Genomic DNA, 14936 nt, shown 5'->3' with positions numbered 1-14936 from the left:
GGCGCAATCTGGTCGATGCAGGCAAGATGGCTCAGTTTCCTACTATCTTAGGTCTGCGGCACGGCGAAACCGAATGGAATCGCGAAGGCCGCTTTCAGGGTGGCTTTGACAGCAGTCTTACGCCGCTTGGACGCCGTCAGGCTGGCGATCAACGCGCCATTCTTCAGCAGTTGGATCTGTCCGGGTATCAATGGTTTTGTTCGCCGCAGCCGCGCGCAGTTGCAACAGCGCAGATCGTCAAGGGCCGGTCGTCGGAGTTTTATCTTGAACCCAGCCTGCGCGAGATCGCTATGGGCGACTGGGCCGGACGCTCGCGCGCGGAAATTGCGGCGGTGAACCGTGACCTGGATCTGGCGGGACTGGCCGTATATTGGCACTTGCCCGGTGGAGAGACACCCGGGGACGTTGCGAAGCGTGTCGAAGCTTTCCTCGAGAGGCTGAGTGGCCCGGCGGTGATCGTGACGCACGGGGTGACCCTGCGCTTGTTGGCCTGCGTCTATTTCGGTAGGGACCTTGTCGAGTTCGGTACGTTTCCGGCGGATCACGGTGTTGTCTACCGCCTTGATCCATCCGGTTTCCAAGAGCTGACATAATCGGACGGTGCGGCTAAAGACATCAATCGGTGCGGCGCGTATGACATGCGATTGGCCGCTTGCAATGGTCCGTGACCTTGGCTAAACCGCGCGTATCCGGGTGATTAGCTCAGTTGGTAGAGCGCTTCGTTTACACCGAAGATGTCGGGAGTTCGAGTCTCTCATCACCCACCACCCCTCAGCTCTATGTCTTGATTGACGCGCACGAAGCGAGCGGGCTGCCCGTGTCGTTATCCTCCGAGAACATTTGTAGCTCGACACGGTGAAGCGTTAGCCAAGCCCGGCTGCGCGGTGCAGGGGGGCATCGACGATTTTTCGCATCTCTTCGTAGGTGAGTGGCGCGCCGAAGAGGAAGCCCTGCACTTCGGTGCAGTGTTCGCGCAAAAGAAATTCAAGCTCTTCGCGCTTCTCGACACCCTCTGCAAGAACGGGAATATCCAGCGCTTGGCCCAGGATCAGGGTCGAGCGTACGATTGCGGCGCGCGTTGGATCTCCATCGACGCCATCTATGAAGCTACGGTCGATCTTGATCTTGTCGAAGGGGAAGGTTTGCAGCGTCGCCATAGAGGAGTAGCCGGTTCCGAAATCATCCATGGCAATGCGTACGCCCATCGCTTTGAGCCTGTGCATCACGTCGAGTGTGTTGCGCTGGTCGTCGATGATACTGGCCTCGGTTATTTCAAGTTCCAGCCGATCCGGGGTCAGACCGGTTTCCAGCAGGATATCAGCCACGGTTTCAACGAATGACGGCTGCACCAGTTGCTGCGGAGCGACGTTCACCGCGATACGCACAGGCCGGTGCCACGTCACGGCCTCGGTGCATGCCTTTCGGAGGACCCATAGACCGATTTCGCGGATCAGCCCCGTTTCTTCGGCAATTGGGATGAATTCGGATGGAGGAATATTACCTCGTTCGGGGTGATTCCACCGCAAGAGCACCTCGAACCCCACGGGCGCTTGCGAGCGGACGTCGTTTTGCGATTGATAGACCAAGTCTAGCTGATTGCGTTCGATCGCCATCCGCAGATCACGCACCAAAGAGATTCGTGCGCGGTTCTCGCGGTGCATGTCGTGTTCGAAGTGGCGAATCTTGACGTATGGGTCAGTTTTGGCCCGGTACATCGCAAGATCCGAGAAGTGCATGATCTTCGTCAGGTCGCTGCTGTCTTCGGGATAGCAGGCAAAGCCGACACTGGCGCCAAGGCGCAGGCTGGCACTTTGGAAATACAATGGCTCCGGCACTTGCGCGCGCAGTCGTACCGCGAAGGCGCGCACCTCTTCCACGCGGGCAAAGTCTGTTTTGACAGCAACAAACTCATCTCCACCGGTACGCGCAATGAACTCGCGGTCTGACAGAGCGCGGCGAAACCGACCTGCCAGGGTGCACAGCACTTCGTCACCGGCGACATGCCCATGTACGTCATTGATTTCTTTGAACTTGTCCAAATCCAACGTCAGAATGGCAACGGCTTGTATCCGCCCGGCGCCAAGGTCGCGCGCGCAGCGGTCGATATGGCGTGACAGGCTGAGCCGGTTTGGCAAACCCGTAAGGTTGTCGCGCAGCGACGCCGTCATCAGCTGGCGCCGGGTGTCATTTGTCAAAATGGTCTCGAGCAGAAAAAAGGCTATTCCCATTCCGTAGAATAGCGCGACCACCGCAAGTACCAAGGCGGCGAGAACGCTGTCCGGCAGAACCTGATCCGGAACTGCGACCCTTGGGTCCAGCCGGATCCGGATCGCGGCCATGCCTGTCAAATGGGCCAGCAGGATCGTCGTCGTCAGCATGGCGGTTCCCCCCGCCCAGCGCAGGCGCAACGGGATTCGGAGGATTCCCGCATTGAACGCGGTCGCCAGAAAAGACGCCGAGGCAACCATCGCAATGATATATCGGGGCGCAAAATCGACATGCCCCTGCAGTATCATCGCATCGACGCCAACCTGATGCATTGCGACGATTGTCAGACCAAGGATCGCGCCGGCCATGTAGTGGCGGAACGGCAGTTTTTGCGCGATGCCGACAAGGTAGGACAAGACAACACCAAAGATCGCGACCAAAAGGCTGATGCCGGTCAGAACCACGCCATAGGCATGCGGTACACCGGGATCGTAGGCGATCATCGCGATGAAGTGCGTCGCCCATATGGTGGTGGCGCAGGTCGACGCGATGATCGCAATCTGAACGGCTTTCAGTATCGGGCGCTGTGACCAGCGCCGCAGCAGCAGCCTGACCGTCAGGCCGGATCCGACGACGCACACCGCGATGGCGGTTAAAAGGATCCCGGTATGATGTTCTTGGGTAATACACTCGACAAGGCGTTGCATCTGTCCGTTCCGATGGTCCGGCATCTGGATAGGCGGGGTTTCCTAACATTCGGTTTCGGATGTCGAATTCACGTGCCAGACCAGGCCCTGAACCTATTCGGAAAGAACTTTGCATTTTCTTCCAAAAAGTCGCTTGACGCCCCCCGGTGCATGGCCTATTCCGCAGCTCACGCGCGGTTGTAGCTCAGTTGGTTAGAGTACCGGCCTGTCACGCCGGGGGTCGCGGGTTCGAGCCCCGTCAACCGCGCCACTTTCCCCCTTTATGTGAAAGTGGCGCTATCGCGCCGAATATCCCAGCGCCGCCTCCGTGGCGGTGTCGAGCTGTGACCACATAAAACTACGGTCCCCCTCCGACAGTGCGTCGGGCCGCGCAGGTCGTAGTTCAACCGATGCTTTAAATCTGGCGCCCAATCGTTTGACAACAGGACGGAAAGTGGCCTTTCGCGATGGTAGCTCAAGCCGTTGCCGGATCATGTTCAGCGCCCGTTCCGGATCAGCTTGTGCGATCTCGAGGCGCAAAAGGATACAGGTGCAGTTGTGGTTCAGGAAACCCAGCAAACCGTTCAGCTTGGCGCGCCGTAACGCGAAAAGATTAGGGTGAGGAGCCCCGTTTACGGGATCCCGGTCGGCGTGAAGAGGCTGCCCAAGGCTTGTTTCTGGCAGGTCGAAGTAGCGCGACCGATCTACGATGGTTTCCCAAGGGTGGCGGATGAATTCTGCAAAGGCCAGGCGCTGCATATCCGGTGTCGTGTGCCAGGGTTTATCGTACATCGACAGCGCCCACGGCTCGGGTGCGCGCACCACGCAGATCACGGCCAGATCGCGCGGAACCGCCGGCGGGGCGGCGCAAGTGTGTTTCCAGCCCAGCGCTTCGGTCGGTTCCAGTGCCGTGTTCCGCCCAAGCAGCCGTTTCACGAAATTCGTGCCCGAGGACCGTTCGCCCAACACTTGAAACCGCCGCACGGGCGCCACGGGTCCTACCGAGGCGATGCCGGTGTTGACGAAGTCTTCGGGAATCGGGGTCATAACGGGCGGGCCTTTATGGTCTGGTGGCAACGCGCGGGCGCTTTTAGCGTGGGGCCAGTTTTCTTGCCGCCTCATACTGCGTAGATATCCGGCAAAACGAAAGCGGCTTCGGGGGTGTAGATGCAGACTGTGGCGGCGCTGACGATGGTGCGTGACGATGCGTTTTTTCTGTCGGCTTGGCTGAAGTACTACGGCGGGCTGCTTGGGCGCGAAAACTGCTATGTGGTCAACCACGGCTTCGGCGCTGATGTCGCGCGACTGGCCGATGGATGCAATGTGATCGGCATTCCCGGTGACGCACACAAGAACTTCGACATGAAGCGTTGGCGCATGTTGAACAACTTCGTGATGGGGCTTCGCTGCTACTACGACCATGTGATCGTCGGCGATGTTGATGAGCTTGTCGTGCTGGACCCGTCAGAGGGCACGGACCTGCGCGGCTACCTCGCCGGGATGCCCACCAACCGGGTGCTCACGCCTCTGGGGCTCGAGGTGATTCATCGGATCGACTGTGAACCGGAGGATATTGGCGATCCGGCGCACAATCCGATCCTTGGCCCGCGCCGTCACGTGCGACCGGCGCCGCATTATTCCAAGCCTTGTGTGATTTCGGCCGGAACCAAGATCGCGCGGGGCGGCCATTTTACACAGTATGACAAGCTGCACACGCCGGATGCGATGTATCTGTTGCACCTGAAGTTCTGCGATTTTGCCAATTACGCCAACGTGATGGACAGCCGCAACGCGGTGACCGAGGCGACTGGCGCGGGCGTGCGCGAGGCGTCCATCGGGCGACATTGGTTTGCCGAGGCGCGCGGAGAAGACCGCGCCGTGTTCGAGGCGTTTGCCAACTTGCAAATGCAGGACGGATTCGAGATGGGGCCGCTGCGCAAGCGGATGCATCGCAGCTGGAAGGCGCGGGGCGACACCGGATTTTACGAATTCGACCGCTCGGACCCTGGCACGCAGTATATATTACCCGAACGCTTTTACGGGCTGGTCTGAAGCCCGCGCAGAAACCCAAGCAGGGCACTGGCAGTCTCGGCGGCAAAAATCTCGGGGAAGAAATGGCCGCCGGGCATCGGGATCGCCCGCATGTCAGTCAGCCGGTCAGCCCATGTGGCGCCAACATCATAATGCCGCGCCATCACGCCATCGCTCCCGAACAGCACCAGCGCGGGGCAATCGACGCGGCGGCCCCGGTCGATTCCATCGTGCAGCATGTCCGTCTCGATCGCGGCGCGATAATCATTGCACATGGCGGCAATCGTGTCGGGCCAGCGCCATGCCTGCCGATAGGCAAACAGCGCCTCGGGTTCGAACGCGTCCAGCCCGGCCGGATCCAGCCCGGCCAGCAGCGATTCAAAGTAGTGGTCCGGATCGTGGGCGATGATGGCTTCGGGCAGGGGGGCGGGCTGCGACAGGAAGAACCAGTGGTAATAGGCGCGCGCGAGTTTCGGCGTCAGCGTTTCCAGCAGGTGCAGGGTGGGGATGATATCCATCAACGTCAGGCTGGCCACCGCATCGGGGCAGTCCAGCGCCAAGCGATGCGCAGTCCGCGCGCCCCGGTCGTGGCCGACAATGTGGAAGGTGTCATGCCCCAATTCGCGCATCAGCGCGACCTGATCGGCGGCCATCTCGCGGAACGTGTACTGCGCGACGCCTTCGGGCTTCGAGCTATCGCCATAGCCGCGCAGATCGGCCGCCACCACGGTGAATTCACCCGTCAGCGCGGGGACGATCCCATGCCACATGGCGCGCGTTTGCGGAAACCCGTGCAGCAGCAGCAGCGCCGGGCCGCTGCCGCCGTGCGAGCACGACATCGTCTGCCCGTTCACCTGCACCTGCGCATCAGTCAGGCCCGGTAGCGTCTGCGCCATCGCCTAGCCCTTCGTCAGCGCGTCCAGCACGCGCGCCCAGCTGCGGATGCCTTTGTGAAAGCTTTCCATATCGTATTTTTCATTCGGCGAATGGATCTGATCGTCGTCCTTGCCAAAGCCGATCAGCATCGGTGTGGTGTCCAGAATGTTCTGGAAATGCCCGGCAATCGGGATCGAGCCGCCACAGCCGATATAGGCAGCCGGATCGGGCCATTCGTCCGACAGCGCCTGGCGCGCCTTTTCAAACGCCGGGTCGGAAATGTCGAAGGCGCCCGCCTGGGAGGCGCCATGTGCATGGAATTCGACGCTGCAATCCGGCGGCAGCATGTCTGTCACCATCTTGCGGAAGCTTTCGCGGATCGCGTGCGGATCCTGTGTGCCGACAAGGCGGAAGCTGATCTTGGCGTGGGCTTCCGAAGGCAGGACGGTTTTGAACCCATCGCCGGTATAGCCGCCCCAGATGCCGTTCACCTCGCAGGTGGGGCGGGACCAGATCATCTCAAGCGGGGTGCGATCCTGTTCGCCGGCCGGGGTGTCCAACCCAACATCGCCAAGGAACCCGGCATGATCGAATGCCAGCCCCTGCCATTGCTGGCGCAGTGCGTCGGGCAGTTCGGGCACGCCGTCGTAGAACCCCGGCACCGTGATGCGGCCGGTGTCGTCATGCAACGCCGCGATGATGCCTGAAAGCACGCGGATCGGGTTGATCGCGGGGCCGCCGTACATGCCCGAATGCAGATCACGCGAGGGGCCGGTGATCGTCAGCTCTTCGCCCAGCAACCCGCGCAGCATGGTGGTAATCGCGGGCACGCGCGATTCGAACAGCCCGGTGTCGCAGATCAGCGCGATGTCGGCGCGCAGCTCGTCGGCGTTTTCTTTCATGAACGGCACCAGCGAGGGCGAGCCGCTTTCCTCTTCGCCTTCAAGGAAGAACGTCAGCTTGCAGGGCAGGGCGCCGTTCACCGCCTTCCACGCGCGACACGCCTCGATAAAGGTCATCAGCTGGCCCTTGTCGTCGGCGGCGCCCCGGCCCCGGATCACGCGGCCCTTGTCGGTGTCCTCGATGGCCGGGTCGAACGGGTCACGCGCCCAGAGGTTCAGCGGATCGACCGGTTGCACATCATAGTGTCCGTAAAACAGCAGGTGCGGCCCGTCGCCATCCAGGTGGCCCACCACCATCGGATGCCCGGGCGTGACGCGTTTCTGCGTGTCGATCCCCAGCGCGTTCAGATCGGCCACGAGCCAGTCCGCCGCGCGGTCGCAGTCGGCCTTGTAGGCCGGGTCGGTCGAGATCGAAGGGATGCGCAACAGGTCAAGCAGACGGTCGGTTGCTGCGGGCAGATCGCTGTCGATCTGGTCAAGAACGTCTTGAAGGGACATGGGGGCCTCACCTCTGGAATTCGCGTGTTTTTCGCGCCAGACCGTAGCAGCCGCGCGCAAAGTGTCCAGTATGGCAGGCTGGTTTCGATTTTAGTTGAAAACCGGGTATTTGGTTCCGGGTTGCGTTATAGCGAAGTGCCACCGTCGAAAGTGCCGGTTTTTTCAATCCAATAGTCCGTCCGGTGGGCCATCTGGCGCCACCGGACCCGTGAAATTGCACGGCCGCCGTTAACGAATGGCGGGGGTAAGCCCTTGGTGCTAATGTTTAAAACGAAATTGGTTAACAAGGGTCACACATGGCAGCGGAAAACGCGACCTGCCACGAAGAAGATCATGCAACCTCTGGCTGTATGCCGCCAGTCTGGAATTCCTGACCCGCAAGCAAAAGATAGGTTTGATCTGAATCAAGGATGCGACATGTCGCCCCCCTGTAAGAGGTTGATCCACGGGGACGTGAGTTGTATCCGTTCTAAACTGTGAATACGGGCCTTGGGCATGTCCCGTGACAAGGCTGCGAAAGACTGGAGACATCCAATGAATTACGACGCGAAACTCGATGATGCGATCGGGCGCCTACATGAAGAAGGCCGCTATCGTACCTTTATCGATATCGAACGTCGCAATGGCATGTTTCCGCACGCCGTCTGGACCCGGCCGGACGGGTCCGAGCGTGACATAACCGTCTGGTGCGGCAACGACTATCTTGGCATGGGGCAGAACCCGGTTGTTCTGGACGCCATGAAAGAAGCCGTGGATGCCGCCGGCGCCGGGTCGGGCGGCACGCGCAACATTTCGGGCACAACCGTCTATCACAAGCGGCTCGAGGCCGAACTGGCCGATCTGCACGGGAAAGAGGCGGCGCTGCTGTTCACCAGCGCATATATTGCCAATGATGCCACGCTCTCGACCCTGCCCAAGCTGTTCCCGGGGCTCATTATCTATTCGGACGCGCTGAACCATGCCTCGATGATCGAAGGCGTGCGCCGCAACGGCGGGGCCAAGCGTATCTTCCGCCACAATGACGTCGCCCACCTGCGCGAGTTGCTGGAAGCCGACGACCCGAAGGCGCCGAAGCTGATCGCCTTTGAATCGGTCTATTCGATGGATGGCGATTTCGGCCCGATCGAGGCGATCTGTGATCTGGCGGATGAATTCGGCGCGTTGACCTATATCGACGAGGTCCACGCTGTGGGCATGTACGGCCCGCGCGGGGCAGGGGTGGCGGAACGCGACCGCCTGATGCACCGTCTGGACATCATCAATGGCACGCTGGCCAAGGCCTATGGCGTGATGGGCGGCTATATCGCTGCCAGCGCCCGCATGTGCGACGCGATCCGGTCCTATGCGCCGGGTTTCATCTTTACTACCTCTCTGCCGCCGGCTGTGGCGGCTGGTGCGGCGGCTTCGGTGGCCTATCTGAAACGCGCGACCGACCTGCGTGAAAAGCACCAGACCGGCGCGAAAATCCTGAAGACGCGCCTGAAGGCGATGGGCCTGCCGATCATCGACCATGGCAGCCATATCGTGCCCGTGATCGTGGGCAATCCGGTCCACACCAAGATTCTCAGCGACATGCTGCTGGAAGACCACGGCATCTATGTTCAGCCGATCAATTTCCCCACGGTCCCGCGCGGAACCGAGCGGTTGCGCTTTACGCCTTCGCCGGTGCACGGACCCAAGGAAATGGATGCCCTGATCCGTGCAATGGATAAACTCTGGTCGCACTGTGCGCTGAATCGCGCTGAATTGGCCGGGTGATACCGGCAATTCTGTGCAAGGCGCCAAGGCTGTGCTAACGTCTTCTTAATGAAAAGCGTAGACGAATCGGTGGGACGGTTCCAATACGATTGGATTGGCAAGATGCAGGCGGAATGGGGCAGCAGGCATGATTGGGCGCAGATCCCCGCGCAAGGCTGGTATTGACGAAAAATTGTTGAAGCCCAAAGGCTTCGATGATTTCGAACTGCGTCTTGGCGATACCATGCGCGGCGAACGCGCCACCATGGGCAAATCGCTTCTGGATGTGCAGCGCGAGCTTCGAATCAAAGCGTCTTACATTGCCGCCATTGAAAATTCTGACCCATCGGCCTTTGACACGCCCGGGTTTATCGCCGGTTACGTTCGCTCTTACGCCCGCTACCTTGGGATGGACCCCGATCACGCCTTTACCGCCTTCTGTGAAGAAAGCGGCTTTGCCGTGGCCCACGGCATGTCGGCCGAGGCATCGGTGGTCAAGAAATCCGGGCGCGACGATCCGACCGCCAAGATCAAAGGCGCGCGCGATCCTTTTGCCACGCCGCACGGAGCCTTTGCTCCCAACACCGACAGTATCTTCAGCCAGATCGAGTTGCGCGCCGTCGGCTCGACCCTTGTTCTGGTCGCGCTGATCGCCGGTATCGGCTATGGCGGATGGGCCGTTCTAAAAGAGGTGCAACAGGTGCAATTCGCACCGGTCGAACAGGCACCCGTTGTCCTGTCGGATCTGGACCCGCTGGCGGAAGCCCGCACCCGTGCTCCGTCTGCCCGCGCCGCGCGAGAAGAAACCGCAGGCGCGCCAACCGCGCCGAATGCCGATGCCCTTGACCGTCTATATCGGCCGCAGGCACTGGACGTTCCGGTTCTGGTTGCACGGGATGCTCCGATTTCCACGTTGGATCCGCGCAATGTCGGTAGCTTTGCCGCGCCCGAGCAACCGGTCAGCGATCCGCGCAGCACCAACAGCGATATCGACAATGCAATCGCGCAGGCGCTGGGTCTTGGCCAACCAGATACGGTGACCGCTGGCGCCTCACCGGCCATGCCGCAGGTGGTCGAGACGCCTTCGGCCGCTTTGCAGGTGGTGGCCGTGCGTACGTCTTGGGTGCGCATCCGGTCGTCCGACGGCACGGTGATTTTTGAAAAGACCATGCAACCGGGGGAAACCTGGCAGGCGCCGCTGACGGAAGAACCGCCGACGCTGCGTACCGGCGAAAGCGGCGCGATCTATTTTTCGATGAATGATCGGTTCTATGGCCCCGTGGGCCAGACCGGGGCGATCACCTCGAACCTGCCGCTGTCGGTGGCCAGTTTGCAGGAAACCTATCTGCCGGTCGAGATTGGCGAAGATGAAGGCCTTGTGCGTTATGCCGAGGCGCGCGGGCTTGTGTCGCAGCCCATCGCTGACTGACGACGCCGCCTTGCCCATAGGGCTTTGCCGTCTTATCTAGGGCGCGAAACGGGGCGCAAAACGGCGTCCGGAGCATCCCGAAAGGCCGCACCATGTCGTTGAACCATGTCCGCCCCTGGCGGAACATCTACCGCCGCAAGTCCCGGCAGATCATGGTTGGGTCGGTGCCAGTGGGGGGCGATGCGCCGATTTCGGTTCAAACCATGACCAACACGTTGACGACCGATGTGGCGGCAACCGTTGCGCAGGTGCAGGCCGCGGCCGAGGCGGGAGCCGATATCGTGCGGGTCTCCGTGCCCGACCAAGAGTCGTCGCGCGCGCTGCGCGAGATCGTGGCCGAAAGCCCGGTGCCCATCGTGGCCGACATTCACTTCCACTATAAACGCGGGATCGAGGCCGCCGAGGCGGGCGCCGCCTGCCTGCGGATCAACCCGGGCAACATCGGGTCGCCCGAGCGCGTGCGCGAGGTGATCCAGGCCGCGCGCGATCACAACTGTTCTATTCGCATCGGCGTGAACGCAGGCAGCCTTGAAAAGCATCTACTTGAAAAATATGGCGAACCTTGCCCCGATGCGATGGTGGACTCCGGGCTGGAACATATCCGCATCCTGCAGGACAACGATTTTCACAACTTCAAGATCAGCGTAAAAGCGTCCGACGTGTTCATGTCGGCCGCCGCCTATCAACAGCTGGCCGAGGCGACGGACGCGCCGATCCACCTTGGCATCACCGAGGCGGGTGGGCTGATGTCGGGCACCATCAAATCCGCCATCGGCCTTGGCAACCTGCTGTGGATGGGGATCGGCGACACGATCCGCGTCAGCCTGTCTGCCGATCCGGTGGAAGAAGTGAAGGTTGGTTACGATATTCTGAAATCGCTGGGCCTGCGTCATCGCGGCGTCAACATCATTTCCTGCCCCTCCTGTGCGCGGCAGGGGTTCGATGTGATCAAAACGGTCGAGGCGTTGGAAAAGCGGTTGGAACACATCAAGACCCCGATGAGCCTGTCGATCATCGGCTGTGTGGTGAATGGCCCGGGCGAGGCATTGATGACCGATGTCGGCTTTACCGGCGGCGGGGCCGGGTCCGGCATGGTCTATCTGGCGGGGCGGCAAAGCCACAAGATGAGCAATGACCAGATGATTGACCACATCGTCGAGCAGGTTGAGCAGAAGGCCGAGCAGATCGAGCTGGAAACGAAAGCGGCGGCCGAAGCCGCCGAGTAATTCCGTTTCTCAACAGTAGGCTAGGGGGCGCTGCTAAAGCGCCTCAGCCGCGCTGATCTTCGACGATCTTCGCCATTTCGGCCGCCGGAAGGTAGCCGCGCAGCAGCTCGTCGCCCAGAACGAAGGTGGGCGTGCCGTTGATCTGAAGGCTGCGGGCCAGTTCGCGATTGTCGGAAATCACGCGCGACACCTCTTCGCTGCCCATTTTTTCGAGGATCGGATCGGCGTCGAGCCCCAGCCCCTCGGCCAGTCGGCGCAGCGCCACGTCACCCATGTCGCCGCTATAGTCGATCAGCGCATCATGCACCTGTTTGTAAGCTTCATCTCCGGCCACCATCTGTGTGGCAATCGCGAAGCGCGAGGAAATCACAGATGCCTCGCCCAGGATCGGAAATTCTTTGATGATCAGGCGGATATTGCCATCAGTTGACAGAAGGCTATCCACCTCGGGCACCGCGCGGCGGCAATAGCCACAGCGGTAATCCATGAATTCCACCAAGGTCACGTCGCCATCGGGGTTGCCGCCGACCCAGCTGACGCCATCGTCAAAGATTTCGTCGGAATACATCGCAACCAGCTGCTTGTCGGCGCCGGCCTGCTGATCGGCGTTGCGCTGTTCCAGCAGTTGAAACGCCTCGACCAGCACCTCGGGGTTCTCCAGCAGGTAGGCGCGTACCGCCTCGCCGAAGGCCGCGCTTTCGCTGTCGCTCATGTCGGCCGGGTCAAAGGCCAAGGCCGAGGTGGTCGAAAACATCGTGGCGGCAAGGGCCAGCGCGGGCAGGGCAAGGCGGGTCATATCGGTCCTTCATCAACTGGGTGTCAGATCTGACGCGGTGTCATCGCGGGGCCATTGACCGCCGGGCCGACATGCGGTCAAACGCGTTCGGCGCACAATGGGAGAAGCTTATGCGAAACTCAACCCGGTCCCAGGTCGATCCCTTCATTGTGATGGATGTGCTGGAGTCTGCCCGCCGCGCCGAAGAGGCCGGGCGCCATATTGTCCACATGGAAATCGGGCAGCCCTCGACCGGAGCGCCCGCAGGCGCACGGCAGGCGTTGGCCGGGGCGCTGGATGAGGGGGCGATGGGCTATACCGTCGCGCTGGGCCTGCCCGCGCTGCGCCAGCGCATCGCGCGGCTGTATGGCGAATGGTACAATGTCGATCTGAACCCGAACCGCGTGGTCGTCACCTCGGGGTCTTCGGCGGGGTTCATCCTTGCCTTTACCTCGCTGTTCGATACCGGCGACCGGGTTGGCATCGGCGCGCCGGGATACCCGTCATACCGGCAGATCCTGCGTGCACTGGGGTTGGAGCCGGTCGACATTCCGACCGCGCCCGAGAACCGCTATCAACCTGTGCCTGCCGATCTGATCGGGCGCAGCCTGCGTGGGCTTATGGTGGCCTCTCCGTCCAATCCGGCGGGAACGATGCTGAACCGGACCGACCTGACGGCGCTGATCGAGGCGAGCGAGACCCACGGCGCCAGTTTCATCTCGGACGAAATCTATCATGGCATCGAGTATGACAAGAAGGCCGTGAGCGCCGTGGAAATCAGCGATGATGTTTACGTCATCAACTCGTTTTCCAAGTATTTCTCCATGACCGGCTGGCGGGTTGGCTGGATGGTCGTCCCAGAGGATCATGTGCGTGTTCTGGAACGCATCGCGCAGAACATGTTCATCTGCGCCCCCCACGCCAGCCAGGTCGCCGCGCTGCACGCGCTGGAATGCGGCGACGAATTGCAGGGCAACCTGGCCGTTTACGCGCAGAACCGCGCGCTGCTGCTGGATGGCTTGCCCAAAGCCGGCTTCGACCGGATCGCGCCGCCGGACGGGGCGTTTTACGTCTACGCCGATGTGTCAGAGTTGACCGATGACAGCCGGGCGCTGGCCGCCGATATTCTGGACGAGGCCGGGGTCGCGGTCACTCCGGGGCTGGATTTCGACCCTGCGCGCGGCAACAGCACGCTGCGGTTTTCCTACGCCGGTTCAAGCGCGGATATCGCCGAGGGGCTGGACCGACTGACGCGCTATATGCACGCGCATTTCCCCGAGCGGTTTTGACGGCTAGGATACCTCTCATGGCAGGCAGGATGAACGCGGGCAGGGCGATGTGGGGGCTGGTGGCCTGGGTGCTGCTGGCTTTGCCCGTTGCGGCGCAGGGGTTCAGTGCGCTGGCGCGGATCGATCCCGCTGCCAGCCAGATCACCGAGGCGGCCGACGGGGGCGTGCAGATCGACCTTGGCCTGCAAATCGGCGTGCCCTTTCGCATTTTCACGTTGGACGAACCGCGCCGTTTGGTCATGGATTTCCGCGAGGTTGACTGGACTGGCCTGACGGCGGCGGACCTAGTTCAAACCGACCGGGTAAGCTCGGTGCAATACGGGGCCTATGTGCCGGGATGGTCGCGCATGGTGGCTGAACTGGCTGCGCCGATGCAGGTGTCAACCGCCGTCATGGCGATTGATCCCGAAAGTGCCGCCGCGCGACTGACCGTGGCACTTCGCCCGGTCTCGGCGCAGGAATTCGCCGCCAGTGCTGGGGCGCCACACGATCCCCAGTGGGATCTGCCTGCGCCGCAGCAGGTGGCCCCCGCGCGCGACCGCGACCCTGATGCACCGCTTGTCGTGGTGCTTGACCCGGGGCACGGCGGCATAGACCCGGGCGCCGAAGTGGAGGATTTGGAAGAAAAAGACCTGATGCTGCGCTTCGCCCGCGAGTTGCGCGAGGTTTTGCTGCGCTCTGGCGGGTTTCAAGTGGTGCTGACGCGCGACGACGACCATTTCGTTTCGCTGGAACGGCGGGTCAGCATGGCCCACCAGAACGGCGCCGATGTGTTCATTTCGCTGCATGCCGACAGTCTGGCCGAGGGGCAGGCGCATGGCGCGACGGTGCATGTCCTCTCGCGCGAGGCATCGGACGCCGCCAGTGCCAAACTGGCTGAACGTCACGACCGCGAAGACCTGCTGTCAGGCGTGGATCTGAGCAACGCCGACGATCAGGTGACCGATATCCTGCTGGATCTGGCGCGGCAGGAAACCCAGCCCCGGACGGAGGCACTGGCGCGATCCGTGGTTGACGCGATCGCCGCCAGCGGCGGGCCGATGAACCGCCGACCGCTTCGGCGGGCCAGTTTCTCGGTTCTGAAGGCCGCCGATATTCCGTCGATCCTGATCGAAATCGGGTTCATGTCGTCGCCGCGCGATCTGACAAACCTGCGTGATCCGGACTGGCGTCTGCGGATGGCGCAGGCCATACGGGCCGGGCTGGACAACTGGCGCCGCGACGACCGGGCGCGAAAGCCTCTGGTGCGACGTTAGAACCGGCATTATTGCGCCAAGGC

General features: G+C 61.7%; 12 protein-coding genes and 2 tRNA genes. 9 read left to right on the top strand and 5 right to left on the bottom strand.

Features of this window, described 5'->3' with window-relative positions; genetic code table 11:
- Window positions 1-26: 26 nt before the first annotated feature.
- The gene (locus FGK64_RS01755; protein WP_138862082.1) at window positions 27-593 is read left to right on the top strand and encodes a histidine phosphatase family protein; all 567 of its coding nucleotides are present in this window, start codon (window positions 27-29) and stop codon (window positions 591-593) included.
- A gap of 98 nt (window positions 594-691) precedes the next feature.
- A tRNA-Val gene (locus FGK64_RS01750) sits at window positions 692-767 on the top strand.
- A 96-nt stretch (window positions 768-863) separates the two neighbouring features.
- On the opposite strand, the gene FGK64_RS01745 is transcribed toward FGK64_RS01750, so the two are convergent.
- The gene (locus FGK64_RS01745; protein WP_138862081.1) at window positions 864-2915 is read right to left on the bottom strand and encodes a putative bifunctional diguanylate cyclase/phosphodiesterase; all 2052 of its coding nucleotides are present in this window, start codon (window positions 2913-2915) and stop codon (window positions 864-866) included.
- A 173-nt stretch (window positions 2916-3088) separates the two neighbouring features.
- On the opposite strand from FGK64_RS01745, the gene FGK64_RS01740 reads away from it, so the two are divergent.
- A tRNA-Asp gene (locus tag FGK64_RS01740) sits at window positions 3089-3165 on the top strand.
- Between the two features lie 26 nt (window positions 3166-3191).
- Here FGK64_RS01740 and FGK64_RS01735 read toward each other — a convergent pair.
- Window positions 3192-3941 (bottom strand): hypothetical protein, encoded by a 750-nt coding sequence (locus FGK64_RS01735; protein WP_138863028.1) that lies wholly within the window; start codon window positions 3939-3941, stop codon window positions 3192-3194.
- 120 nt (window positions 3942-4061) lie between these two features.
- Between FGK64_RS01735 and FGK64_RS01730 the strand changes: the two genes are divergently transcribed.
- On the top strand, window positions 4062-4946 hold the full coding sequence (locus tag FGK64_RS01730; RefSeq protein ID WP_138862080.1) for a glycosyltransferase family 2 protein: 885 nt from the start codon (window positions 4062-4064) through the stop codon (window positions 4944-4946).
- Here FGK64_RS01730 and FGK64_RS01725 read toward each other — a convergent pair.
- Together FGK64_RS01725 and FGK64_RS01720 are read right to left on the bottom strand one after the other, a co-directional pair.
- A complete protein-coding gene (locus FGK64_RS01725; protein ID WP_138862079.1) occupies window positions 4931-5821 on the bottom strand; it encodes an alpha/beta fold hydrolase in 891 nt (296 codons plus the stop codon). The genes FGK64_RS01730 and FGK64_RS01725 overlap by 16 nt on opposite strands.
- A gap of 3 nt (window positions 5822-5824) precedes the next feature.
- Window positions 5825-7201 carry a M20/M25/M40 family metallo-hydrolase gene (locus FGK64_RS01720; RefSeq protein ID WP_138862078.1) on the bottom strand — a complete coding sequence of 459 codons (1377 nt, stop codon included), beginning with the start codon at window positions 7199-7201 and terminating at the stop codon, window positions 5825-5827.
- 534 nt (window positions 7202-7735) lie between these two features.
- Here FGK64_RS01720 and hemA point away from each other — a divergent pair.
- From hemA to ispG, 3 genes are all read left to right on the top strand, one after another.
- Complete coding sequence (gene hemA, locus FGK64_RS01715; protein ID WP_138862077.1) at window positions 7736-8959, top strand: 5-aminolevulinate synthase; 1224 nt, start codon at window positions 7736-7738, stop codon at window positions 8957-8959.
- 127 nt (window positions 8960-9086) lie between these two features.
- Window positions 9087-10367, top strand: a complete 1281-nt coding sequence (locus FGK64_RS01710; RefSeq protein ID WP_138862076.1) for a helix-turn-helix domain-containing protein — start codon at window positions 9087-9089, stop codon at window positions 10365-10367.
- Window positions 10368-10459: 92 nt separating this feature from the next.
- Window positions 10460-11593, top strand: a complete 1134-nt coding sequence (gene ispG, locus FGK64_RS01705) for a flavodoxin-dependent (E)-4-hydroxy-3-methylbut-2-enyl-diphosphate synthase (RefSeq protein ID WP_138862075.1) — start codon at window positions 10460-10462, stop codon at window positions 11591-11593.
- A 43-nt stretch (window positions 11594-11636) separates the two neighbouring features.
- Here ispG and FGK64_RS01700 read toward each other — a convergent pair whose 3' ends face one another.
- Window positions 11637-12389 (bottom strand): DsbA family protein, encoded by a 753-nt coding sequence (locus FGK64_RS01700; RefSeq protein ID WP_138862074.1) that lies wholly within the window; start codon window positions 12387-12389, stop codon window positions 11637-11639.
- A gap of 110 nt (window positions 12390-12499) precedes the next feature.
- Here FGK64_RS01700 and FGK64_RS01695 point away from each other — a divergent pair, with 110 nt between their 5' ends.
- Complete coding sequence (locus tag FGK64_RS01695; RefSeq protein ID WP_138862073.1) at window positions 12500-13657, top strand: pyridoxal phosphate-dependent aminotransferase; 1158 nt, start codon at window positions 12500-12502, stop codon at window positions 13655-13657.
- 17 nt (window positions 13658-13674) lie between these two features.
- Complete coding sequence (locus FGK64_RS01690; RefSeq protein WP_425456590.1) at window positions 13675-14913, top strand: N-acetylmuramoyl-L-alanine amidase; 1239 nt, start codon at window positions 13675-13677, stop codon at window positions 14911-14913.
- Window positions 14914-14936: the final 23 nt, after the last annotated feature.

Origin of the sequence: Arenibacterium halophilum (genome assembly GCF_005938225.1) — a bacterium.
GTDB classification, from domain to species: Bacteria; Pseudomonadota; Alphaproteobacteria; order Rhodobacterales; family Rhodobacteraceae; genus Arenibacterium; species Arenibacterium halophilum.
The sequence above is the reverse complement of the archived record's forward strand: the minus strand, read 5'-3'. Positions and strand labels throughout refer to the sequence as shown.